General features: G+C 68.7%; 23 protein-coding genes, 1 tRNA gene and 1 other RNA gene. 17 read left to right on the plus strand and 8 right to left on the minus strand.

All coding sequences use genetic code 11. From position 1 onward, the window contains the following. The 9 genes from AC3A5K_RS00660 (at nucleotide 1) to ffs (ending at nucleotide 5,920) form a co-directional block, all read left to right on the plus strand. Nucleotides 1-759, plus strand: coding sequence for a 3-deoxy-D-manno-octulosonic acid kinase (locus tag AC3A5K_RS00660; protein ID WP_487615589.1), 759 nt, complete (start codon nucleotides 1-3; stop codon nucleotides 757-759). Further along, nucleotides 759-1,529, plus strand: coding sequence for an MBL fold metallo-hydrolase (locus AC3A5K_RS00665; protein ID WP_487615590.1), 771 nt, complete (start codon nucleotides 759-761; stop codon nucleotides 1,527-1,529). The genes AC3A5K_RS00660 and AC3A5K_RS00665 overlap by 1 nt, the downstream gene beginning before the upstream one ends. Then, the gene (gene moaA, locus AC3A5K_RS00670) at nucleotides 1,526-2,548 is read left to right on the plus strand and encodes a GTP 3',8-cyclase MoaA (protein ID WP_487615591.1); all 1,023 of its coding nucleotides are present in this window, start codon (nucleotides 1,526-1,528) and stop codon (nucleotides 2,546-2,548) included. Before AC3A5K_RS00665 ends, moaA begins: the two co-directional genes overlap by 4 nt. A 344-nt stretch (nucleotides 2,549-2,892) precedes the next feature. After that, nucleotides 2,893-3,447: a cyclic pyranopterin monophosphate synthase MoaC gene (gene moaC, locus AC3A5K_RS00675; protein WP_487615592.1), complete on the plus strand. Its 555-nt coding sequence runs from the start codon at nucleotides 2,893-2,895 to the stop codon at nucleotides 3,445-3,447. Continuing rightward, a complete protein-coding gene (locus tag AC3A5K_RS00680) occupies nucleotides 3,444-3,686 on the plus strand; it encodes a MoaD/ThiS family protein (RefSeq protein ID WP_487615593.1) in 243 nt (80 codons plus the stop codon). Before moaC ends, AC3A5K_RS00680 begins: the two co-directional genes overlap by 4 nt. 13 nt (nucleotides 3,687-3,699) lie before the next feature. Continuing rightward, nucleotides 3,700-4,140, plus strand: coding sequence for a molybdenum cofactor biosynthesis protein MoaE (locus tag AC3A5K_RS00685; RefSeq protein ID WP_487616282.1), 441 nt, complete (start codon nucleotides 3,700-3,702; stop codon nucleotides 4,138-4,140). After that, a complete protein-coding gene (locus tag AC3A5K_RS00690; protein WP_487615594.1) occupies nucleotides 4,137-5,144 on the plus strand; it encodes a cytochrome D1 domain-containing protein in 1,008 nt (335 codons plus the stop codon). The genes AC3A5K_RS00685 and AC3A5K_RS00690 overlap by 4 nt, the downstream gene beginning before the upstream one ends. Continuing rightward, nucleotides 5,141-5,707 (plus strand): hypothetical protein, encoded by a 567-nt coding sequence (locus AC3A5K_RS00695; protein WP_487615595.1) that lies wholly within the window; start codon nucleotides 5,141-5,143, stop codon nucleotides 5,705-5,707. Before AC3A5K_RS00690 ends, AC3A5K_RS00695 begins: the two co-directional genes overlap by 4 nt. A 116-nt stretch (nucleotides 5,708-5,823) precedes the next feature. Continuing rightward, nucleotides 5,824-5,920: signal recognition particle sRNA small type (gene ffs / locus AC3A5K_RS00700), an RNA gene on the plus strand. Nucleotides 5,921-5,954: 34 nt separating this feature from the next. On the opposite strand, the gene AC3A5K_RS00705 is transcribed toward ffs, so the two are convergent. The 4 genes from AC3A5K_RS00705 to AC3A5K_RS00720 form a co-directional block, all read right to left on the minus strand. Next, entirely contained in the window at nucleotides 5,955-7,124 is a 1,170-nt protein-coding gene (locus tag AC3A5K_RS00705; RefSeq protein ID WP_487615596.1) for a zinc-dependent alcohol dehydrogenase, read from the minus strand. Between the two features lie 236 nt (nucleotides 7,125-7,360). Further along, nucleotides 7,361-7,585, minus strand: a complete 225-nt coding sequence (locus AC3A5K_RS00710; protein WP_487615597.1) for a DUF378 domain-containing protein — start codon at nucleotides 7,583-7,585, stop codon at nucleotides 7,361-7,363. A gap of 457 nt (nucleotides 7,586-8,042) precedes the next feature. After that, on the minus strand, nucleotides 8,043-8,933 hold the full coding sequence (locus AC3A5K_RS00715; RefSeq protein WP_487615598.1) for a manganese catalase family protein: 891 nt from the start codon (nucleotides 8,931-8,933) through the stop codon (nucleotides 8,043-8,045). Nucleotides 8,934-9,404: 471 nt separating this feature from the next. Continuing rightward, nucleotides 9,405-9,899: a YciE/YciF ferroxidase family protein gene (locus AC3A5K_RS00720; RefSeq protein WP_487615599.1), complete on the minus strand. Its 495-nt coding sequence runs from the start codon at nucleotides 9,897-9,899 to the stop codon at nucleotides 9,405-9,407. A gap of 423 nt (nucleotides 9,900-10,322) precedes the next feature. On the opposite strand from AC3A5K_RS00720, the gene AC3A5K_RS00725 reads away from it, so the two are divergent. From AC3A5K_RS00725 to cydB, 4 genes are all read left to right on the plus strand, one after another. After that, nucleotides 10,323-10,709, plus strand: coding sequence for a response regulator (locus tag AC3A5K_RS00725; protein WP_487615600.1), 387 nt, complete (start codon nucleotides 10,323-10,325; stop codon nucleotides 10,707-10,709). A gap of 54 nt (nucleotides 10,710-10,763) precedes the next feature. Continuing rightward, entirely contained in the window at nucleotides 10,764-12,557 is a 1,794-nt protein-coding gene (locus AC3A5K_RS00730; RefSeq protein ID WP_487615601.1) for a PAS domain S-box protein, read from the plus strand. A 202-nt stretch (nucleotides 12,558-12,759) separates the two neighbouring features. After that, nucleotides 12,760-14,157 (plus strand): cytochrome ubiquinol oxidase subunit I, encoded by a 1,398-nt coding sequence (locus AC3A5K_RS00735; RefSeq protein WP_487615602.1) that lies wholly within the window; start codon nucleotides 12,760-12,762, stop codon nucleotides 14,155-14,157. Next, nucleotides 14,157-15,176 carry a cytochrome d ubiquinol oxidase subunit II gene (gene cydB, locus AC3A5K_RS00740; protein WP_487615603.1) on the plus strand — a complete coding sequence of 340 codons (1,020 nt, stop codon included), beginning with the start codon at nucleotides 14,157-14,159 and terminating at the stop codon, nucleotides 15,174-15,176. The genes AC3A5K_RS00735 and cydB overlap by 1 nt, the downstream gene beginning before the upstream one ends. 92 nt (nucleotides 15,177-15,268) lie before the next feature. On the opposite strand, the gene AC3A5K_RS00745 is transcribed toward cydB, so the two are convergent. After that, a tRNA-Ser gene (locus AC3A5K_RS00745) sits at nucleotides 15,269-15,361 on the minus strand. Between the two features lie 123 nt (nucleotides 15,362-15,484). On the opposite strand from AC3A5K_RS00745, the gene dnaX reads away from it, so the two are divergent. From dnaX to AC3A5K_RS00765, 4 genes are all read left to right on the plus strand, one after another. Next, nucleotides 15,485-17,338 carry a DNA polymerase III subunit gamma/tau gene (gene dnaX / locus AC3A5K_RS00750; RefSeq protein WP_487615604.1) on the plus strand — a complete coding sequence of 618 codons (1,854 nt, stop codon included), beginning with the start codon at nucleotides 15,485-15,487 and terminating at the stop codon, nucleotides 17,336-17,338. Further along, complete coding sequence (locus AC3A5K_RS00755) at nucleotides 17,338-17,658, plus strand: YbaB/EbfC family nucleoid-associated protein (protein WP_487615605.1); 321 nt, start codon at nucleotides 17,338-17,340, stop codon at nucleotides 17,656-17,658. Before dnaX ends, AC3A5K_RS00755 begins: the two co-directional genes overlap by 1 nt. A gap of 88 nt (nucleotides 17,659-17,746) precedes the next feature. Then, nucleotides 17,747-18,340: a recombination mediator RecR gene (gene recR, locus AC3A5K_RS00760; RefSeq protein ID WP_487615606.1), complete on the plus strand. Its 594-nt coding sequence runs from the start codon at nucleotides 17,747-17,749 to the stop codon at nucleotides 18,338-18,340. 103 nt (nucleotides 18,341-18,443) lie between these two features. Beyond that, complete coding sequence (locus AC3A5K_RS00765; protein ID WP_487615607.1) at nucleotides 18,444-18,791, plus strand: histidine triad nucleotide-binding protein; 348 nt, start codon at nucleotides 18,444-18,446, stop codon at nucleotides 18,789-18,791. 100 nt (nucleotides 18,792-18,891) lie between these two features. Here AC3A5K_RS00765 and AC3A5K_RS00770 read toward each other — a convergent pair whose 3' ends face one another. Genes AC3A5K_RS00770 through AC3A5K_RS00780 form a run of 3 tightly spaced genes read right to left on the minus strand, consistent with a single transcriptional unit; the run spans nucleotide 18,892 to nucleotide 22,282 of the window. Continuing rightward, nucleotides 18,892-19,380, minus strand: a complete 489-nt coding sequence (locus AC3A5K_RS00770; RefSeq protein ID WP_487616283.1) for a Slp family lipoprotein — start codon at nucleotides 19,378-19,380, stop codon at nucleotides 18,892-18,894. Continuing rightward, nucleotides 19,380-21,326 carry a transglutaminase TgpA family protein gene (locus AC3A5K_RS00775; protein WP_487615608.1) on the minus strand — a complete coding sequence of 649 codons (1,947 nt, stop codon included), beginning with the start codon at nucleotides 21,324-21,326 and terminating at the stop codon, nucleotides 19,380-19,382. The genes AC3A5K_RS00770 and AC3A5K_RS00775 overlap by 1 nt, the downstream gene beginning before the upstream one ends. Continuing rightward, nucleotides 21,326-22,282: a DUF58 domain-containing protein gene (locus tag AC3A5K_RS00780; protein ID WP_487615609.1), complete on the minus strand. Its 957-nt coding sequence runs from the start codon at nucleotides 22,280-22,282 to the stop codon at nucleotides 21,326-21,328. The genes AC3A5K_RS00775 and AC3A5K_RS00780 overlap by 1 nt, the downstream gene beginning before the upstream one ends. Between the last annotated feature and the right edge of the window lie 2 nt (nucleotides 22,283-22,284).

The following is a 22,284-nucleotide window of genomic DNA, read 5'->3' on the forward strand; positions in this document are numbered from 1 at the left end:
ATGAACAGATTCGACCCCAGCGAGAGCCTGACGCCGATTCCGGCAGCCGGTCGCGCGGGTGACTACGGCGCCATTCTGTTCGACGGCACGCAGCTGCGGCAAGCCGATCCCCGCTGGTTCGATCCGGCCCTGTGGGGCGACCGCGCGCAGCGCATCGAAGGCAGCGGACGCGGCGGTGCGTGGTTCATCGATGCCTCGCACGGGCCCTGCGTGCTGCGCCAGTACCTGCGTGGCGGCATGGTCGGCCGGGTCAACCGCGACCTGCACCTGTGGCGCGGTACTCCGCACGTGCGCAGCTTCGTCGAGTACCGGCTGCTGCGCGAGTTGCTGCGACGCGACCTGCCGGTGCCCGAGCCGATCGCCGCCAGCTACCTGCGCCGTGGATTGACCTACCGCGCGTGGATCCTCATTGAACGGCTGCCCGACGTGCGCTCGCTGGCCGATCTGGTGGCCGAGGCGCCGGCCGATGCGCCGTGGGAACAGACCGGGCGCCTGATCGCGCGCTTCCATCGCGCGGGCCTCGACCATGCGGACCTCAACGCCCACAACATCCTGTTCGATTCGCTGGGCAAGGGCTGGCTGATCGATCTCGACCGCGGCCGCCTGCGGATTCCCGAGACCCGCTGGCGCATGGGCAATCTGGCCCGGCTGGAGCGATCGCTGCTGAAACTGCGTGGCGCCCGTACGCCGGAGGCTGTGGCTGCGGACTTCGCCCGCCTGCGCCGGTCCTACGACACCCTGTGGAGCCGGGGCACCTGATGGCGCAGCCGCTCGACTGGGGGCTGCGCTTCCACGGCGTCGGCAACGCGTCGGCAGTGGCGCTGGGCTCACCGATGGCCACGATCGAGCAGGGCGGTGCGCCGTGGCTGACGATCGACTGCGGCGCCGAAGGCCTGACCGCGTATCTCGATCATTACGGCGAGGCGCCACGCGCGCTGTTCGTGACCCATGTGCATCTGGATCACGTCGCCGGCTTCGAGCGCCTGTTCGTCGACCGTTACTTCGATCCTGCGCGCCGCGGTCGCCTGCCGGTCTACGTGCCGGCGCCGGTCGTGCCGCTGCTGCACCAGCGGGTGGGCGACTATCCGAACGTGCTGGCCGAAGGCGGTGCGAACTTCTGGGATGCCTTCCAGCTGATTCCGGTCGGCGATGCGTTCTGGCACGACGGCGTGCGCCTGGAGGTGTTCCCGGTGCGTCACCACTGGCCGCAGACCGCATACGGTTTGCGCCTGCCGGGCAGCCTGGTGTGGAGCGGCGACACGCGACCTATCCCTGAGATGCTGGCGCGCTTCGCCGACCGGGACGAACTCGTCGCCCACGACTGCGGCCTGCATGGCAATCCCTCGCACAGCGGGATCGACGATCTGGAGCGCGAGTACCCGCGCGATCTGCTCGCGCGCTGCGTGCTCTATCACTACGCGTCCGAAGCTGATGGCGCCGCACTGGAAGCACGCGGCCAGCGCGTGGCGCGTCCCGGCACGCGTTTCGCACTGCGTCCACCGGCGCGGGCGCAGGCTTTCGTCGCATGAGCGCCCTGCCACATCTGCCCCGGGCACCGCTCGACCGCCTGGGGCGCCCGCTGCACGATCTGCGCCTGTCGGTCATCGAAGCCTGCAATTTCCGCTGCGGCTACTGCATGCCGGCCGATCGCGTGCCCGACGACTACGGCTTCGACCAGGCGGGGCGGCTGTCCTTCGACGAGATCGAAACGCTGGTGCGCGGCTTTGCGCGACTGGGCATGCACAAGCTGCGCCTGACCGGCGGCGAGCCGCTGCTGCGCAAGGGCCTGCCGGCGCTGATCGAGCGTCTGGCCAAGGTGCCGGGTATCGAAGATCTGGCCATGACCACCAACGCCTCGCTGCTCGCGCGGCACGCGCAGGCGCTGCGCGATGCCGGACTGCAGCGTTTGACGATCAGTCTCGACGCGCTGGACCCCGCGCTGTTCCGGCAACTGTCGGGTGGCCGCGGCGAGATCGACGACGTGCTGGCCGGCATCGACGCCGCGGAACGCGCCGGATTCGGCGCGATCAAGTTCAACTGCGTCGTCCAGCGCGGGATCAACGATCACGAAGTCGAACGCATGGCCGCGCATTTTCGCGGCAGCGGGCATGTGCTGCGCTTCATCGAATACATGGACGTCGGCACCTGCAACGGCTGGGACCGCGCACGCGTCGTGCCGTCGCGCGAACTGCATGCCCGCATCGATGCCCGCTGGCCGCTGCAGGCACTGGATGCGCATTACCGCGGCGAAGTGGCCGAGCGCCATGCCTTCGCGGACGGCGCCGGCGAGATCGGCTTCATCAGCTCGGTCACTGCGCCGTTCTGCGGCGACTGTCAGCGCGCCCGCGTGTCGGCCGATGGAAGTCTCTACACCTGCCTGTTCTCGGGCAACGGCCAGCCGATGCGCAGCTGGCTGGCCGAAGGCGAGGCCGCGTTCTCCACCCGGCTGTCCGAACTGTGGACACGCCGCGCCGACCGCTACAGCGAACTGCGCGGCAGCGGACGCGCGCCGCGCAAGCACGTCGAGATGTTTCTGGTGGGTGGCTGAGTTCTTCCGACGTGGCGAGTGTCGATGCGCGCCTTGCACGCTCCCGCTCGTCATTCCGGCGAACGCCGCAATCCAGTGACGTGCCGCCAGCTTGCAAGGTCATCGATCTGTTGCGGAGCCCGCGATCAGACACCGGGTGACCAGCCACTCCGCTGCTGAAAGCCCGGTGTGCGCAGGAATGACGGACGGAGGAATGACGGGGTGAGCTGCGACACGCCGTCCGCATTTCTCGTGATCGATTCGCGGATGTCTCGGCCTGGATTCCGGTAGGGAACCCAGCCTGTCGCGGGCCACTTCAGATCGGCCCCGGTACCATCCGCGTTCCGCAGTCACGACCCGAGCGCATGGCCCGTACGAAATCTCCAGCGAAACCGGCGCTGACCCACATCGATGCCGCTGGCCGCCCGACCATGGTCGATGTCTCCGCAAAGACCACCACCGCGCGCGTCGCGAGCGCCGAATGCCGCGTGCGCTTTCCCGCGGACGTCGCCGCGCAGCTGCACGCCAACGGGTTGAAGAGCGCGAAGGGCGGCATCGTCGACACCGCGATCATCGCCGGCACGATGGCGGTGAAGCGCACGCACGAACTCATTCCGTTCTGCCATCCGCTGCCGATCGACGGCATCGCGATCGCGATCAACTGGCAGGGCGAGCGCGAGCTGCGCATCGAATGCACGGTCAAGACCACGCATCGCACCGGCGTCGAGATGGAAGCGCTGACCGGCGCGACCGTGGCCGCGCTGACCGTCTACGACATGTGCAAGGCGCTGTCGCACGCGATCGTGCTGGGCCCGGCGAAGCTGGTCGGCAAGCGTGGCGGCAAGCGCGATGTCGGCACCATCGCCGCCCCGGCGACCACCGGCAGCCGCAAGGTCCCGAAACAGGAATCCAAGCGATGACCGGCGTCCGTCTGCTGTATTTCGCCAGCCTGCGCGATCGCGCGGGCATGGACGGCGAATCCCGCGACACCACGGCAGGCGACCTGCGCGCGCTGTACGCGGAAGTGCAGGCGCTACACGGGTTCGCGTTGCCGGTCGACCGTCTGCGCGTGGCGGTCGACGGCGCGTTCGCACGCTGGGACGACGCGCTGCGCGAGGGCAGCGAGATCGCCTTTATTCCCCCTGTCAGCGGAGGCTGAAATGGACGACCGCATGTTCTGGCTGGCCGATGCGCCGGTCGATCTGGCGCCGCTGCGCCGACGTCTCGAACACGACCGCGCAGGCGCGTTCGCAAGCTTCGAAGGCTGGGTGCGCGATCACAACGAAGGCCGCCCGGTGCTGGGCCTGCGCTACGAATCGTATGTCGCCCTGGCCGAGGCCGAAGGCGCGAAGGTCCTGGCCGAAGCGCGCGAGCGCTTCGATCTCTGTGCCGCGGTGTGCGTGCATCGCATCGGCGATCTGGCGATCGGCGAGATGGCGGTGTGGGTCGGCGTGAGCGCAGCCCATCGCGGCGCGGCCTTCGATGCCTGCCGTTACATCATCGACGAGATCAAGGATCGCGTGCCGATCTGGAAGCACGAGCGCTACGCCGACGGCGACGCCGGCTGGCTGCATCCGGATTCGACGCGCGGCACGACGGGCGAGGGCGCATGAGGCGCGTTGTCGCTTCGGCACTGCTGATGGCAGTGGTCTTCGGCGCGCAGGCGCAGTCGCGGCTGCTGGTGGGCAACAAGTCCGCCGATACGGTCTGGGCCATCGATACGGCCTCGGGCAACAAGCTGGCGGCCTACGCGACCGGTCCGGCGCCGCACGAGATTGCCGTCTCCGCTGATGGCCGCAGCGCGATCGTCACCACCTACGGCCATGCCGACGCGAATCACAGTCTCACCGTCATCGATCTGGTCGACGGCGGCACGCGCACCGTCGATCTCGGCTCGCACGGCCGCCCGCACGGCCTGCAGCTGCTGGCCGGCGGCGATGCGCTGGTGACCACCGAGGCCAGTGCAAGCCTGTTGCGCGTGGATCCGCGTCGCGGCGTCGTCGCTGGCGTGGCCGAGGTGGGCGAGGGCGTCGGGCATATGGTTGCCGTCTCGAACGACGGGGCCGCGGCCTACGTCAGCAAGATCCGCGCGGGCAGCGTGGTGCGCGTCGACCTCGCCACGATGCAGGCGACGGCAGAGCGGCCTGCCGGCGCAGGCGCCGAGGGCATCGCCGTGGCGTCCGACGGCCGCGTCTGGGTGACCAATCGCGCCGACGACACGGTGACCGTGCACGACGCCGACAGCCTCGACATCGTCGCCACGCTGCCCAGCGCCGGGTTTCCGATCCGCGTCGTGTTCACGCCCGACGGGCGACACGCGCTGGTCACCAATGCGACCGCGGCCACGCTGTCGGTGTTCGATGTCGCAACGCGCACGACGGTCGCTACCGTGCCGCTGACGCCGCCCGACGCCGCGTTGCAGGACACGATGCTGGGCCGTGGCGCGCTGCCGATCGGCGCCGTGGTCGATCCCGTCGCTGCCCGTGCGTATGTCGCGATCAGCGGAGCCGATCGCGTGGCCGTGATCGACACGGCGACGTGGCGCGTCGTCGACTACTGGTCGACCGGACGTGAGCCCGATGCGCTCGCGCTGGTGCCGGACGTGGCAGCACCGTGAGTCGTCTGACTGCGTGCGTCGCCTGCATGATCCTGCTGGCGGGCTGCGCCACGACGCTGCCGCCGAGCGGGCACGATGTGGAGGTTGCGCGTGTGCCGCAGGGCGCGGTGGGCGCGTCGCTCATCGCGCCGCCGGCAGACGCGCGTCGCATGGCCGCCGATCCCGCGCGGCGCTTCATCCATCCCAATCTCGATGCGGACGCGGCGCTGCCCGCGTATCCATCCGCCCAGCTCGCGCACCGCTGGCGCCCGGTCATCGTCTGCGTCGACGCGGCCATCGATGCGACGGGGAGGGTGTCGGCTGCAGCGGCCCGGACCGATGGCGACTGCGCCGCTCCCGAAGACTTGCCCATCGCGCCCTTCGCCGATGCGGCGCTGGCGGCTGTGCGGAACTGGACCTATGCCCCGGCGCTGCTGTGCGTCGCGCCGGACGGCTATGCGGGAGACGATCCCTGCCAGTCGCCCGACGTCGTGGAAACGCCGACGGCCGTGCGGCTGTCCTATGCATTCCGGTTCAGCCAGCAGGACGGGATGCCCGAGGTCGAACGCGTGGGCGCGCCCTGAGATCCACGACGGCATAGGCGCGCCGCCGTCGTCCTGCTAGACTCCGCGTCCCGCAGCCGAAGCGGGCGGGTGTGAAACCCGCGGGCAGGTCCCGATGCGACAACTCCATGGTGGCCCCGTCGGCCCCTCGCGACGCTAGATTGAAAATCCCGCCAGGGCCGGAAGGCAGCAACGGTATCGATCGATGCGGGCGCCGAGGTCAGTCGGCGGGGCCATCGCCATGTCCGGGCTGGCCCCGCGATCGCCGTCAGGGTGTCAGCACGACCTTGCGGCAGGCGTCGCTCTCGTCCTTGCCGTCGAAGAGCTCGTAGCCGCGCGCCGCGTCCGCCAGTGACATGCGGTGGGAGATGATCGTCTCCGGGTGCAGCGTGCCGTCGCCGATCCGGTTGAGCAGTTCGGGCATGTAGCGCTGCACATCGGTCTGGCCCATCTTGAAGGTCAGGCCCTTGTCGAACGCGTCGCCCAGCATGAAGGCGTGGATGAAGCCTGCGTACACGCCCGGCACGCTGACCGTGCCCGCACGCCGCGTCGCCGCGATGCACTGGCGGATCGCCGCGCCGCTGCTGGTCTCGAGTTTCAGGCCGGTCATCAGCGTGTCGGCGCGGCTGCCCTTGGCCTCGAAGCCGACCGCATCGATCGACGCGTCCGCGCCGCGGCCCTTGGTCTGCGAGACGATGAACTCGGCCGGATCGTCGATCTCTTCGAAATTCACCGGAATCACGCCGTAGGTCTGCTGGGCGAAATCCAGGCGGTACTGATAGCGATCGACCATGAAGATGCGCTCGGCGCCCAGCATGCGACAACACGCGGCCGCCATCAGGCCGACCGGTCCTGCGCCGAAGATTGCGACCGTCGAGCCTTCGGTAACCCGGGCATTGAGCACGGCCTGATAGCCCGTGGGCAGGATGTCGGAGAGGAACAGCACCTGCTCGTCGTCCAGAACATCGGGGATCACCAACGGTCCCACATTGGCCTTGGGCACGCGCACGAATTCGGCCTGTCCCCCGGCGATGCCGCCGTAGAGATGACTGAAGCCGAACAGGGCCGCTGGCGGGCGCAGACCCTTGCGGTTCAATGCGGCGCCCTGACCGGTGTTGGTGGTCTCGCAGGAGGCGAATTCCGACAACTGGCAGTGGAAGCAGTCACCGCAGGCGATGACGAACGGAATCACCACGCGATCGCCCTTGCGCACGCTGGTCACGTCCGGGCCGATCTCCTCGACCACGCCCATGAACTCGTGCCCCAGGATGTCGCCATCATGGAGTTCCGGAATCTTGCCGCGGTACAGGTGCAGATCCGAGCCGCAGATCGCCGTCGCGGTGACGCGCAGCAGGATGTCATCGGCGTCGCGCAGGACGGGATCGGGGACGGTTTCAACCCGGACATCGCGGGTGCCGTGATAGGTGAGTGCTTTCATCGTGTGTTCTCCAGCAGGGAGCGGAACGGCCGGCAGCCGTCCCGGGGAATTGATCCGTGACCTGGCGGATCGGCTGCGATGCAGGCCGTGTCCTCGATCACGTCGTGATGCCTTACGCCTGGCGCAGGCGCGTCGCGTGCGATGGACGGCGGCACGCGGATGCGGGAGGCACGCGCCGCGACCGTTCAACAAAACGCACGCACGACGCAGGCGCGTCATGCGTGCGCAGATCGGACTCAGCGGACGCGCGGCGAACGCAGGTCGTGCGCTTCGGGGCGGAACAGGGCGATCAGCTGCCACAACGCGGACAGTCCGACGAGGACGTAAATCAGGCGCGCGCCGGGCGATGCCTGACCGCCGAAGATCGCAGCCACGAGATCGAACTGGGCGGCGCCGACCAGGCCCCAGTTGATACCGCCGACGATCACGAGGATCAGGGTCACGATGTGGAGGGTTTTCATGGGCAGTCCATCGGGTAAGGAGCGAGTGCGCACAGTGGTCGCGTCGCGGTGAACCATGGGCGAGTGCTGCGCCGTTTCAGCGCGTCCACCCTGCGCTTTGTGCACGCATTGAAATGACCGCATGCGGCGCGCCTCCACGTGCAGTGCGCGGCGTCGCGATGGCGTCGCGGGTGCATGACGTGGGGTCCCGTCGTCAGCGGGAACCGATTGCGGGACCGGCGGTGCAGACGTGCATGCGCGATCCGCGGGCCCGCGCGATTGGCGTCGAAACGATGATCCGGATGCGTGCCCCTTCGGCATGCAACGCGGCAGATTCCGGAAATCCCGGGCAACGAGAACGCCGGACAGTGCTGCCCGGCGTCTGTGGTGCCATCACGGCGCCCCGTGCATCCATCGATGGCGGGACTGGTGCAACGGACCCGCCAGGGCGCGTCGCGCCCTCGACGGGGGATGCGGATCAGCGGGCGGTGCGGACGGCGCCGGCGCCCGGGCCGGCGCCAAGCTCGGCACCGGTCAAGGGGTCGATGTCCGACAGCGACGCCGTGCGCGCCGAGAAGGCGTCCAGCGCAGCCGATTCCGTTTCGGTGAGGCCGACCGATGCAGTGCCGTCGCCGCCATCCACCGCGGCTTGCGCATCCCGATCCTCGACACGCTCCCACAGGTCGCCGTCGTTCCACGGTCCGGTGACATCACTGCCTTCCGACATGTTGAAATAGATATCGGTGAACGCCAGATCGCCCGGCAGCTTGCCCGGCGGAAAGTTGTCGGTAATGGCGTAGAGCGCCTTCTCGAACGACTTCTGGTGCGCGACCTCACGCGTCATCAGAAACGTCAGCGCGTCCTTGATGCCGGGGTCGGTGGTCACGGTGATCAGACGTTCGTAGACGATCTTCGCGCGCGCCTCCGCGGCAATGTTGGAGCGCAGGTCCGCGGTGGGTTCGCCGATCGAATCGATGTAGGCAGCCGACCACGGCACGCCGCTCGAATTCACCAGCGCCGGACCATTGCCGTAGAGGATGGCCTGCGTCTGGCTGGTGCTGTTGCCGGTGAGCAGACGCATTTCCGCCATCTCCTCCATGCCCTCGGCCAGTTCGCCCTTGGCGCCCTTGTTGAGCATGGTGATGATGGAGCCGATGATCTCGAGGTGGCTCAGTTCTTCGGTCGCGATGTCGAACAGCAGATCCTTGCGGCCTGCGTCGTCTTCCGCGAGCGCCTGGGTGAAATAGCGCATGGCCGCTGCCAGCTCGCCCTGCGGACCGCCGAACTGTTCCAGCATCAGCGTGGCCAGCTGCGGATTCGATTCCTGGACGCGCACCGTGTACTGCAGCCGCTTGTTGTGCATGAACATGCAACACCTGCCTTGATCGGATTGGGTGGGGTGGTCGCGAACCGCGCGTCCCGAAACGAGGGCGCGCCGTGATGTGCGCGGGGCGACATCGCGGACTGCGGTGGTGACCGCGTCACGAGACCATCCGGCCGATCACGCGCTCGCGAAGTGGACGCGCGCAGAAGTACGCAGGCCGTGCAAATCCGTCGTCGCATCCACACGTGTGTCGAGCGTCCGGAGTGCACGCACGCGAAAAGCCTCCGGCATCGCCGGTTGAATGGCGCGGAGGTCGGTCATGCAGATCTGAAACGCAGGGGTCTATGCCGCGAGAAGGATGTCTCAGCCGGTAAAGGCCAAGGCGAATGACAGTCGCCCGTTCGCGGCGTCCGCATCCGCTGGAGTTGCGGCACGTCCTTCTAGGATCACTTCGGGCACGCGAGCCCGACCTGCGAAAACACGCCCTGTCACGTCCCGGACAGGGCGCGATCTGACTCAGGCCTCCGCGGCGCGCTGGTTGCCGCCGGACTCGGCGATGACCGTGAGCAGGGCGTCGGTCGACTTCTCTTCTTCCAGCGTCTGTTCCAGCAGCGGAATCGCATCGGTGTAGCCGAGCTGCTTGGCCAGCGCGCACAGCGTGCCGTAGGACGCGATCTCGTAGTGCTCCACCTTCTGTGCGCCGCCGACCAGCGCCGCATCGCGCAGCGCGCCTTTCTCGATCGAGTCGATGACTTCCTTGCTTTCCTCGACCAGGCCTTCCATGGCGGCGCAGCGAATGCGTTTCAGGCGGATGCCCAGCAGTTCGACGATCTGGTCGAGCCGCTCGATCTGCACGGTGGTCTGTTCGTGGTGGGTCTGGAAGGCGGCGGCGAGTTCCGGCGATTCCACCGCGCGAATGAGCCGGGGCAGGGCCTTGTGCATCTGGCGCTCGGCGGAATGGGTGTCCGAAATCTCGTGCACGAACAGGTCTTCCAGCGTCTTGATCGCCATGGGTGTCATCGCAAGGGAGTGAGGAGGGCGATTGGAGATGCCGGCCCGTTCCGTGCACGTGACCCTGTTGCCGAAGAGAGAGTCCGAGCGTGCGAAATGTGCAGGGTGGGGCGGTGACCGATGGTGCCGACCCGAGCGGCAGTGCCCATGGACGATCGACGTTCTGGATGCCAGGACAACACAGGACGCAGCGCCTGCGACCGCATCCCCGACATCACGCGTTGCTTCTGATGCCGGTGTGGGATGCGAATGTCCATCGCGCTCCACATCACGCTTTGATGGCGGCAGGCACGCGTCTACGCATCTGTCAGCTGCTGCGGCGCCCGACAGTCAACCCACTTCAGCGTTGCCTGCAGCGCGTGACGAATCCCGCGGGCGCGCCGTCCACAATGCGCGTCGGAGATCGCGCACACAGGAGCCCGCATGACGACGCCACATCCGGACCCGGCCCTGCTGGCCGGTCGGCGCATTCTCCTCGTGGAGGATGACTACCTGCTGGCGAACGCGCTGGGCAGCCTGCTGTGCGATCGCGGCGTGCAGCTGCTGGGGCCCTGCGGCACGGTCGACGATGCACTGCGCCTCCTCCGGAGCAGCGATGCGCTCGACGCGGTGGTGCTGGACGGCAATCTGGACGGCGAGCGCGCGGACCGCGTGGCCGACGCGGTGCTGGCGCGGGGCATTCCGCTGGTCTTCGTCTCCGGTTACGACCGCGAGCTGCTGCCCCCGAGATTCAAGGATGTCCCGCATTGCCTGAAGCCGGTGGACGTCGATCATCTGGCAGCGGCGCTGGCCGGACAGCTCGAGGCCTGACGCCTGCGGTAACGGATTCACTGCAGGGCGTCCTGCAGGGCGCAGACTCCAGCGATGGAAACCTCCCACGCAGGCGCGGCGTCCGCGGCCGCCGCTGTCGCATCGAGGTTGGGTGCGACCTTCGCGCATGCAGGCGTCGGTCTCTGCGAGATCGATGCCGATGGTCGCTTCGTGCGCGTGAATCGCACGCTGTGCAGTCTGCTTGGACGAAGCGAGCAGGCTCTGTCGGCGCTGCGTGTGACGGACGTGACGCATCCGGACGACGTCGACGCGAGCGCTGCGCTGATCCACCGCGTGGCCGCGGACGGCGTGCCGCGTTCGATCGACAAGCGCTACTGCGTTGCGGACGGCCACACCGTCTGGGCGCGCAGCACCGCGACGCGATTGCCCGGCCTGCCGGGGCAGCACGTCAGTCTGCTGGTCGTCACGGTCGATTTGACCGACCGGCGTCGCGCCGAGCAGGCGCTGCTGGAAAGCGAGCAGCGTGCACGCACCCTCATCGAAGGCATCGCCCAGGCCACCTGGGAGCTCGACAGTGATGGCGCCGCACGCGGCGAGTCCGCGTCCTGGCATGCGCTGACCGGGCAGGACGCCGCGGCGCGCGCGGGCGACGGCTGGCTGGACGTGATCCATCCCGACGATCGCGAGGGCGCGCGTCTTGGCTGGCAGGACACCCTGGCCACAGGCGGCGTTTTCGATGTCGATGTCCGCCTCGCCCGACGCACGGGCGGTGAGCCGTGGACGAACCTGCGCGCCGGCCCCGTCCGCGATGCCAATGGCGCCTGTCTCAAGTGGGTCGGCATGAGCATCGACATCTCCGCACGCAAGACTGCCGAGGCCGCCCGCCACGCCAGCGAATCGCGCCTGCACAGTCTGCTCAACGGCATCCCGCAACTGGTGTGGCGGGCGCGCGAGGACGGGCGCTGGACCTGGTCCAGTCCGCAATGGCAGGCGATGACCGGAGAAGACGCATCGGCCGCGCTCGGTTTCGGCTGGCTGGACGCCGTGCATCCCGACGACCGCGCGTCGACCCTGGCGCGCTGGTCGGATGCCATGCGCACGGGCGTATTCGAAGTGGAGCATCGTCTGAGCAATCCGGGGCTTCGTCGCTACGCCTGGTTCCAGACCCGCGCCTCACCGGTGCGGCTGGACGACGGCTCGATCGTCGAATGGCTGGGCACGTCGACGGATGTCGACGACCTGCGCCGGCTGCAGGAAGGGCAGCGCATCCTGGTGGCCGAACTGCAGCACCGCACGCGCAATCTGCTCGGTCTGGTCAGCGCCATCGCCGGCCGGACCATGGACGGCAGCCGGGACTTCGAGGATTTCCGCGAGCGCTTCAACATCCGCCTGGATGCGCTGGCCCGGGTGCAGAGCGCGCTGTCGCGCCTGGACGAAAGCGAGCCGGTGGCGCTGGACGGCCTGATCACCGAAGAACTGTCGGCGCATGGTGTCGTGCCGGGACACCGGATCACGCTGCACGGTCCGCGGAATCTCAATCTACGCCTGCAGAGCATCCAGCCGCTGGCGATGGCGCTGCACGAGCTGACCACGAACGCGGTGAAGTACGGCGCCCTGGGGTGGCCGGGCACGCTCGCGATCCGCTGGTGGCTGGCGCGCGAGGACGGCAGCGCCGAACGCATGCTGCACATCGAATGGCGCGAATCCGGGGTCACGATGCCGGCGCTTGATGCCGGTCGTCGCCTGGAGGGGCAGGGCGGACAGGGCCGCGAGCTGATCGAACGGGCGCTGCCCTACCAGCTGCAGGCGCGCACGCGGTTCGACCTCACCGGCGATGGGCTGCACTGCGCGATCGTCCTGCCGGCGGCGCGCGTGCTCGAGGACTGAAGCGAGGGCCTGCCGTCCGCCGCGCAGTGGCGATGTCTGCGGGCGTGCATCGGCGCATCCCGCTGCGCGGTGGACAGCCCGTCTACCGATCGCGTCCGGCTCACCCGCGCGACCTTCGGTCGCATCGTCAAGCCGCGACGGCCGACGGAGAATTCACGTCACCGCAGGCACCGTAGCCGGAGCTGCGACCCAAGGACGCCGAGTGGATGCCCTGCTGCTTTCACGGATCCAGTTCGGATTCGTGATCTCGTTCCATGTGCTGTTTCCCGCGTTCACGATCGGCCTGTCGAGCTGGCTCGCGTTTCTCGAGTTCCGCTGGCTGCGCACGCGTGATCCGGTGTGGCGCGAGCTGTATTTCTTCTGGATGCGGATCTTCGCCGTGTCCTTCGGCATGGGCGTGGTGTCGGGCATCGTCATGAGCTTCCAGTTCGGTACCAACTGGTCGGCGCTGAGCATCGCGGCCGGCAATATCCTCGGGCCGCTGCTGAGTTACGAGGTGCTCACGGCGTTCTTCCTCGAGGCAAGCTTCCTCGGCGTGATGCTGTTCGGCTGGGGGCGGGTGTCGGAGAAGCTGCATTTCCTGTCGACGTGCCTGGTCGCAGTGGGCACGCTGATCTCGACGTTCTGGATCCTCTCGGCCAACAGCTGGCTGCACACGCCGGCGGGCTATGAGCTGATCGACGGCGTGTTCCATCCGGCCGACTGGATGGCGATCATCTTCAATCCCTCGTTTCCGTATCGGCTGGCGCACATGGCGCTGGCGGCGTTCATCACCACGTGTTTCGTCATCGGCGGCGTGGCGGCCTGGTATCTGCGCCGCGGCGAACACGTCGACGCGGCGACACGGATGCTCAAGCTCTCGGTAGCGTTCGCCGCAATCACCGTCCCGCTGCAGATCTTCGTCGGCGATCTGCATGGCCTGAAGACCGGTGAGATGCAGCCGGTCAAGCTCGCGGCAATGGAAGCGCACTGGCACGAGAGCGCACCCGGCGAAGGCGTGCCGCTGGTGCTGTTCGCGGTGCCGAACGTCGAGGAAGAGCGCAACGATTTCGAGATCGCGATTCCGCGGCTTGGCAGCGTGATCCTGACCCATAGCTGGGACGGCACGATTGCGCCGCTGACCGCGGTGCCGCGCGACGAGCGGCCGCCGGTGGCGCCGGTGTTCTACGCGTTCCGGGTCATGGTCGGCATCGGCATGGCGATGCTGCTGCTCACGGTCGTCTCGCTGTGGGCGTGGCGCCGGCGCTGGCTGTTCGAATCGAAGTGGCTGCTCAACACCTGGCGGCTGATGGCGCCGAGCGGCTTCATCGCCGTGCTGGCAGGCTGGTTCGTCGTCGAGATCGGCCGACAGCCCTGGGCGATCCAGGGGCTGCTGCGCACCGCGGATGCGGTCAGCGACATCGACCGCACCAGCGTGATCATTTCGCTCAGCGCATTCTTCATCGCCTACGCGGTGGTGTTCGGCGCCGGTGGCGGTTACATCCTCAAGATGATCCGCAAGGGCCCGCAGCCCATCGACGATGGCCCGGATCACGACGACGGCGAACGTACGCCGATGCGGCCGATCTCGGCGGCCGACGGCCCGGTGGGAGACGACTGATGGAGTTCGACCTGCAGACCGTGCTGCCGGTGATCTGGTTCGGCGTGATCGGCTTCGGCGTGCTGATGTACGTGCTGCTGGACGGCTTCGTGCTGGGCCTGGGCGTGCTCGCGCCGTTCGCCGAAGACAGCGATCAGCTCGACCACATGATGACCACCGCCGCGCCGATCTGGGACGGCAACGAGACCTGGCTGGTACTCGGCGGTGCCGGCCTGCTGGCGGCGTTCCCGCGCGCCTACGCGATCGTAATGTCGGCGCTGTATCTGCCGGTGCTGCTGATGCTGATCGCACTGGTGTTCCGCGGCGTCGCGTTCGAATTCCGCTTCAAGGCGCAGCGCGGCAAGCGCTTCTGGGGCGTCGCGTTCGCGCTGGGTTCGCTGCTGGCCGCGTTCGCGCAGGGCGTGATCCTCGGCGCGCTGGTCGAAGGCATGGCGCTGGAGGAGGGCAAGTATGCCGGCGGTGCGCTGGACTGGTTCAGTCCGTTTTCGATGCTGACCGGCGCGGCGGTGGTATTCGGCTACGCGCTGCTCGGCAGCGGCTGGCTGATCCTCAAGACCGAAGGCCGGCTGCAACAGATGGCGCGCACGCTGACCCGACCGCTGGTGCTGGTCGTCGCCGCCTTCATGGGGCTGGTCAGCGCGTGGCTGCCGTTTCTGGATTCCGAGATCATGTCGCGCTGGTTCGAGGACGGGAATTTCTGGTGGCTGTCGCCGGTGCCGGTGCTCGCACTCGTCAACGCCATCTGGCTGTGGCGCGCGGCAATGCGCGAAGGCCGCGATGCGCGCCCGTTCCTGCTGACGCTGAGCTTCTTCGGACTGGGATTTCTCGGATTGGTGCTGGGCATGTGGCCGAACATCGTGCCGCCGTCGCTGAGCATCTGGGAGGCGGCGTCGCCGCCGTCGTCGCAGATGTTCGTCCTCGGCGGCCTGGTGGTACTGCTGCCGCTGATCCTCGGCTACACCGCGTGGTCCTACCGCGTGTTCCGCGGCAAGGTCGCGGCCGATGCGGGCTATCACTGAGCAGTGGACCGGGGCCGGTGAGCCCCGCCGGAACCCGGACACGAAAAAGCCACCCGTCGGGTGGCTTTTTCATCAGCAGCCTACGCTGGTATTGGCGGAGAGAGGGGGATTCGAACCCCCGAAGCGCGGTTTAGACGCTTACACACTTTCCAGGCGTGCTCCTTCAACCACTCGGACACCTCTCCGGGACCTGCATCGCGCCCGATGGAACCCTGCGCGCGACCGCCGCATTGGACTGCGGGCCGGCCATTCTATCCGGGCCTGCGACCGGTCACAAGGAACCTGGACGGGCATGGCAGAATAGGCCGATGTCCTATCTCGTCCTCGCCCGCAAGTGGCGCCCCAAGCGGTTTGCCGAGCTTGTCGGGCAGGAGCACGTGGTCCGTGCGCTGACCAATGCGCTGGAAACCGGCCGCGTCCATCACGCCTTCCTGTTCACCGGCACCCGCGGTGTGGGCAAGACCACGATCGCGCGCATCTTCGCCAAGAGCCTGAACTGCGAGACCGGCACTTCGTCCGATCCCTGCGGCGCGTGCGAAACCTGTCTGGCGATCGACGCCGGTCGCTACATCGATCTGCTGGAGATCGACGCCGCCAGCAACACCGGCGTCGACGACGTGCGCGAGCTGATCGACAACGCGCAGTACATGCCCTCGCGCGGCCGGGTGAAGGTCTACCTGATCGACGAAGTGCACATGCTGTCCAAGTCGGCGTTCAACGCGCTGCTCAAGACGCTGGAAGAGCCGCCGGGGCACGTGAAGTTCCTGCTGGCGACGACCGACCCGCAGAAGCTGCCGGTCACCGTGTTGTCGCGCTGCCTGCAGTTCAACCTCAAGCGGCTCGACGAGCAACAGATCCAGGGTCAGATGACCCGGATCCTCGAAGCCGAAGGCATCGCGGTGGAAAGCGGTGCGATCCGCCAGTTGTCCAAGGCCGCTGATGGCAGCCTGCGCGACGGACTGTCGCTGCTCGACCAGGCCATCGCCTATACCGGCGCGGGCGGCGAGGGCGGTGCGCTCGGCGACGCCGCCGTGGCGACGATGCTCGGCACTGTCGACCGCACACGCGTGGGCAATCTGCTGTCGGCATTGGCCGAAGGCGACGGGCCGCGCCTGATGACCGAAGTCGCGGCCCTGGCCGAATTCTCGCCTGACTGGTCCGGCGTGCTAGATGCGCTGGCCGAGGCTCTGCACCGGATCCAGATCCGCCAGCTGGTGCCCGAGGTCGGCGTCGAATCCGACGGTCTGGACCTCGACGCGCTGGCCGGCGCCGCACGGCCCGAAATCGTGCAGCTGTGGTACCAGATGGCGCTCAACGGCCGTCGCGACCTGCCGCTGTCGCCGAGCCCGCGTTCGGGGTTCGAGATGACCGTGCTGCGGATGCTCGCGTTCCGTCCGGCCGAAGGCGGCGGCGCAGCGGCCGCGTCCGGTGGCGGCACACAGGCGCGTCCGAGCGGCCCCGCCGCCGCGCGCGCGGCGTTGGCCGGCGGGCCCGTCGATGACGCTGCTGCAGCGCGTCCGGCGGCGCCCCGGGTTGCCGTTGCACCGCAGGCGGCACCGGTCATCGCGACCTCCGCGCCTGTCGCACCGGCACTGCCCCCGGCACCGTCTGCACCGCCGATGGCGTCAGCTGCCGCGCCGGTCGCGGAATCGCCGGACGCGATGGATCCTGCGCCGGCCCGCGGTATCGACATGCCGCGCCGCGCAGCGCCGGCCGATGATGTCCGCACGGACGCGCCTTCGGCGTCGGCTGTGCGTACGCTGGATGCCGACCAGTGGCTCGACCTCGTCGCGGACCTGCCGCTGCGTGGTCCGGTCCGCGAACTGGCGGCCAGTGCGGCCTTCGTCGCCTTCGACGGCGACGTGTTGCGCCTGGCCCTGCCGGAATCCGACGAACATCTGAAGGCGCCGATCATGGTGCAGCAGCTGACCGATGCGCTGGTCGCGCCGTTCGGCCGGGCGCCGCAGATCCGTTTCGAGGCCGCGCCTGAAGCCGCCGCGCCCACCTTGCACGAGCGCAATGCGCGCGCGAGAGAGACGCGCCAATCGTCGGCCGAGCAGGCTTTTCTTTCCGATCCGGACGTGCAGCGGCTGATGTCGCAGCAGGGCGCGAAGCTCGTGCCGGATTCCATCCGCCCCTTTGACGAACAAGGATTCAACTGATGCGTGGAAACATTGCCCAGCTGATGCAGCAGGCGCAGAAGATGCAGGAAGACATGCAGCGCGTGCAGCAGGACATCGCGGCCCTCGAAGTCACCGGCAGCGCCGGCGGCGGCATGGTCAGCGTCACCCTGACCGGCACCAAGGAATGCCGCAAGGTGCGCATCGATCCGAGCGTGCTGACGGATCCCGAGATGGCCGAAGATCTGGTCGCAGCCGCCTTCAATGATGCGTCGAACAAGATCGACGAGGAATCCAAGACGCGCATGGCCGGTGCCACGGCGGGCATGCAGCTGCCGCCCGGCATGAAGATGCCGTTCTGAAGCGCCAGGAACGGTGACTCGGGATTCGTGAAAGCGGAGTCCTCCGTATCCGGATTTCACGAATCACCGGTCACCCGTCGTATTCCCGATGTCCTCGCTGCTCGAACAACTGATCGATGCGTTCCGCGTGCTGCCCGGTGTCGGGCAGAAATCCGCGCAGCGCATGGCCTACCACGTGCTCGAACGCGGGCGCGAGGGCGGTGCGCGCCTGGCGACGGCGCTGGCCGAGGCGGTCGAGAAGATCGGCCATTGCGCGCGCTGCCGCGATTTCAGCGAAACGCCCGTATGCCCGACCTGCAGCAGCGCCGCGCGTGACGTGCAACTGCTGTGCATCGTCGAATCGCCCGCCGACCGGCTGGTGATCGAGCAGGCCACCGGCTTCCGTGGGCTGTATTTCGTGCTGCAGGGTCGCCTGAGTCCGCTCGACGGCATCGGCCCGCGCGAGCTGGGGCTCGATGTGTTGGCCGCGCGTCTGGCCGAGGGCGAGGTACGCGAGCTGATCATCGCGACCAATCCCACCGTCGAAGGTGAAGCGACCGCGCACTACCTCGCGCAGATCGCCCGCCAGCACGACGTACGTCCAAGCCGGCCGGCGCATGGCCTGCCGCTGGGCGGCGAGCTGGAATACGTCGATCGCGGCACGCTGTCGCATGCGTTCGGCAGCCGCAGCGAAGTGGTTTGAAAGCAGTAATTGGTAATTGGTGATTCGTGATTGGAAGAGCGTGGGCCGGCAGGTCGTCGGAGTATGCTTTCACGAATCACGAATCACGAATCACGGCCTTTCCATGACCCTCTTCCACAAGATCATCCAACGCGAGATCCCGGCCGACATCGTCTACGAGGATGCGTACCTGATCGCGTTCCGCGACATCGCGCCGCAGGCGCCGGTGCATGTGCTGTTCGTGCCCAAGCAGGATTACGCCACGCTCAACGACGTGCCGGCCGATGCGCCGGAGATCGTCGGTCGCCTCGCATCGGCCGCGGCGCAGTATGCGAAGGCGCAAGGCTTTGCCGAAGACGGCTACCGCATCGTCATGAACTGCAATGGAGACGGTGGACAGACGGTGTTCCGGATCCATCTGCATCTGCTGGCCGGCGCGCCGCTCGGTCGTTTCGGAACGCCGGCGGCCTGACGTCGCAGCGCCGCACGTTGCCGGGTGCCTCTCCACGCTGGATGTGGCGGCGCGGCAGCAAGCCTTTTCGAATCACCAATCACCAATCACCAATCACGAATCACCAGTATCCCCACCAGGGCCAGGGCGCGGGTCGCGTGATCACGTCGACCTGCTCGCGTACCGGCCACAGGTAGACGACTTCGGCATCGATGCGCGGGAACCGGTAGTCGTACTCCCCGATGCGCCGCGTGTCGTAACCCGCGATGCGTCCGGTGAACGTGACCTCGCGGTTGCGCTCGAACACGGCGGGATCGTAGAAGCCTGCGCGGCAGGCGACGAACCGGCCATTCGTGTCGTCGGCCGCCCAGTACGGCCGTCCACCGGCGGTCAGGCGGGTGGCGATCATCTCGAAGCAGGTTGCATCCGGGCGCGGTTCCACTTGGACGATGCGGCCGCCCCAGCGCACGGCGGTGCCGGTGTAGTCGCCGAGCACGGCGGCGTGCGGTGTGGGTACTTCCGAATAGCCACCCTGCAGCGGCTTGGGTTGCGAGGCGCAGGCGCCCAGCAGCAGGGCGAGCGCGGCGACGGACAACAGGCGTGCGCGGATCATCGGTTTCGGGCTCCCTCGGCGGGGCGGTGCGCGCGCAGGTCGCGCGGCAGCGTCGGGTCGGATGGGCGCGCAGCGTAGCGGGCCGCGACGAAACGGCGGGTGAGGACGAGGAGCGCGCCGGCACCGCCGCGGGTCGTCGACACACGCGTGGCCCAGGCCATCGGGGGTTCGTGCGCATCGCGCGCGAGCCCCAGCCGCTCATAGCGCCGGCCGAGGCGGTGCCAGGCGCGCAGCAGCGGGTCGCGTTCGCGTTCGCTGCGCGCCACCAGCCACAGCATCCAGCCCAGGGCGAGCGCGGCGAACAGCGCGAACAGCAGGCCGAGCGTCATCGGATCCAGGCGCTCCACGCCGATCCGCTGCAGCAGCACCTGCTGGCGACCGGCATCGAAACCGAGCACGAGATCGTTCCAGCCGCGACGCGCCCAGTCGCCGATGTCCAGGATCGGGGCGAGCGCGCCGCCCGCAGCGCCACCGGCGCCCAGGCGGTCTTCGAGGGTGTCGTAGATGCGCTCGGGCGCAACCGCAGCCGTCGGATCCACGCGGACCCAGCCGCGGTCCGCCAGCCAGACTTCGACCCAGGCGTGCGCGTCCATGCGGCGCACGATCCAGTAGTTGCCGTAGGCGTTGCGATAGCCGCCGACGTAGCCGGTGACCACGCGCGCCGGAATGCCGGCCTCGCGCATCAGCACCGCGAAGGCGGCACTGAAATGCTCGCAGAAGCCCGCCCGCTGTTCGAACAGGAATTCGTCGACCGCATGGCGTCCCGGCAGCGGCGTGTCGAGGGTGTAGGCGAAGTCGCTGCGGATCCAGGCGAGCGCGCGATCCACCAGCGCGCCGTCGTCAGCGGTCTCGCCGCGCCATTGGCGGGCCAGCTCGCGGGTGCGGGGATTGAAGCCTTCGGGCAGCCGTAGTGCCTGCGCGCGCAGCGTGTCCGGCAGCTCGCGCTCGAACGCGGCCTGCGGCGAGGACCGCAGCTGCCACCGGGTCACGCGGTCCAGCCGGCGCGGGCTGGTCAGGGTCCAGGTCTGTGACGCCTGCATGCCGTCGGGCAGGGCCAGCGGCATTTCCAGCGCGACCAGCAGGTTGCGTTCGGTGGGTTCGAGGGTGATCTCGTAGTCCCACACCGGTGCACCGCGTTCGATCTCGGCCGGTGGCATGTGCCGCAGCCAGGGCGATGCGGTCCAGGTGCGGCCGTCGTAGTCGGTCAGCGTCGGGCCGCGCCAGTACATGTCGCGCGTGTCGGGCTCGGGGCCGCGGAACGTCGCGCGCAGCGCGGGCGAATCGTCGGCGATCAGATCCAGCCACTGGCCGGGCGACATCTCCTCCGACAGGCCGGGCCGCGCCGCCGACAGTTCCGGCACGCCCCACAGCGGCGTCGCCAGTCGCGGGAACAGCCAGAACGCCACCAGCGCCAGCGGCAGGCCGACCGCGATCAGGCGCAGCACCGTGCGCAGGCGTGTCCGGTCGCTGCCTTCGGCGACCGCGAGGCCGGATTCCTGTTCCGACAGCCGCAGCAAAGCCATCAGCACGAGCACCGCGCCGGCGAAGGCCAGCACCAGCGACAGCGGGCCTTCGTCGAGCAGGAACGTCGCGAACGGCGCGAACAGTGCGAAGCCCAGCAGGCTGCGCGCGTCGCGCAGCGTGCGCAGTTCCGAGGGTTTGATCGCGAGCATCGCCGCGAGCAGGGCGCAGCCCGTGTCGCGTCCGACCGAGAAGCCGGTCTGCACCAGCACCAGGCCGACCAGGGTCAGTGCGAGCACGCCGCGCAACCAGCCCGGCACGACGCGCCGCGCCGACACCAGTGCAACGAAGGCGCCGATCACGGCGATCACCGCGCCACTCAGCGGAGGCAGTTGCAGCAGCAGTGGCAGCAGGCAGGCGGCCGCTGCGATCAGCACGCGAATACGGCCGGCATCTTCCAGAACGATCGAGCGGCGCGCCATCAGCCCCCCTGCGGCAGCAGCGCGAGGGCGCGCAGGCAGGCGTGGCGATGGGACTGGCCTTGATCCGGCCCGATTGCCGGATGACCCGGCAGTGCGAGCCGGTAGCGCACGCCGTCGCGTTCCGCTTCGTCGATCCAGCGCGCCAGGCGACGGATGCGGTCCTCGTGCGCCAGCCCGGCCGTCTGCGGCCAGTCCAGCGTGATGTCGGCGCCCTGCGGGCGTTCCAGCTCGCGCACGATCAGGGCGTCGCGACGCGCGGACGGCTTCCATGCAATCGCGCGACGCGAATCGCCCTGGCGCCACTCGCGCAGATGGTGGAGGTCGTCGCCCGCCGCGTGCAGGCGCGCCTGCGCGGTGTCACCGCCGCCCATCGGCAAGGGTGGGCCGGCCGCTTCCGGCGCGGGATACACCAGCACCGGTGTCTGCGGCCAGACCCAGGACCAGGCGCGCGCCAGCCCGAACGGGCGCGAGGTCGAGATGCGCAGCCGCGGCAGGTCCAGCCAGCCGCGACGCTGGGTGGCCAGCAGCAGCACCGCCTCGCCGCGGGCGTCGTGCAGCGTCAGCGTCGCGCTGGCATCGCCGCCTTCGACCAGAAGCCCCTGTCGCGCGCGACCCGGCGCGGCGACGGCATGCAGGCGCAGCGTCATCGCGCGGCCTGCCGCCACCGGTTCGCCGTGGACCGCCTGGATGTCCAGCCCACCCAGCTGCAGCTGCGTCCACAGCAGGCTGGACAGCGTGGTGCCGATCAGCAGCAGGCACAGCAGCAGCGCGGGATTGTTGTTGTAGTTCAGCGCGCCGATGGCCATCGTCGTCAGCAACAGGACGACGAACCAGCCGAATGCGGTCGGCAGGATGTAGATGCGGCGCCGGTCCAGGCGGACGGGCAGGGCTTCGGGACGGCGCGGACGCGCCCAGGATTCGATGCGGCGGCGCAGGCCGGCAGCAGGGACTGGCATCG

The sequence above is a fragment of the Luteimonas sp. Soil_C_5 genome, from assembly GCF_057656615.1.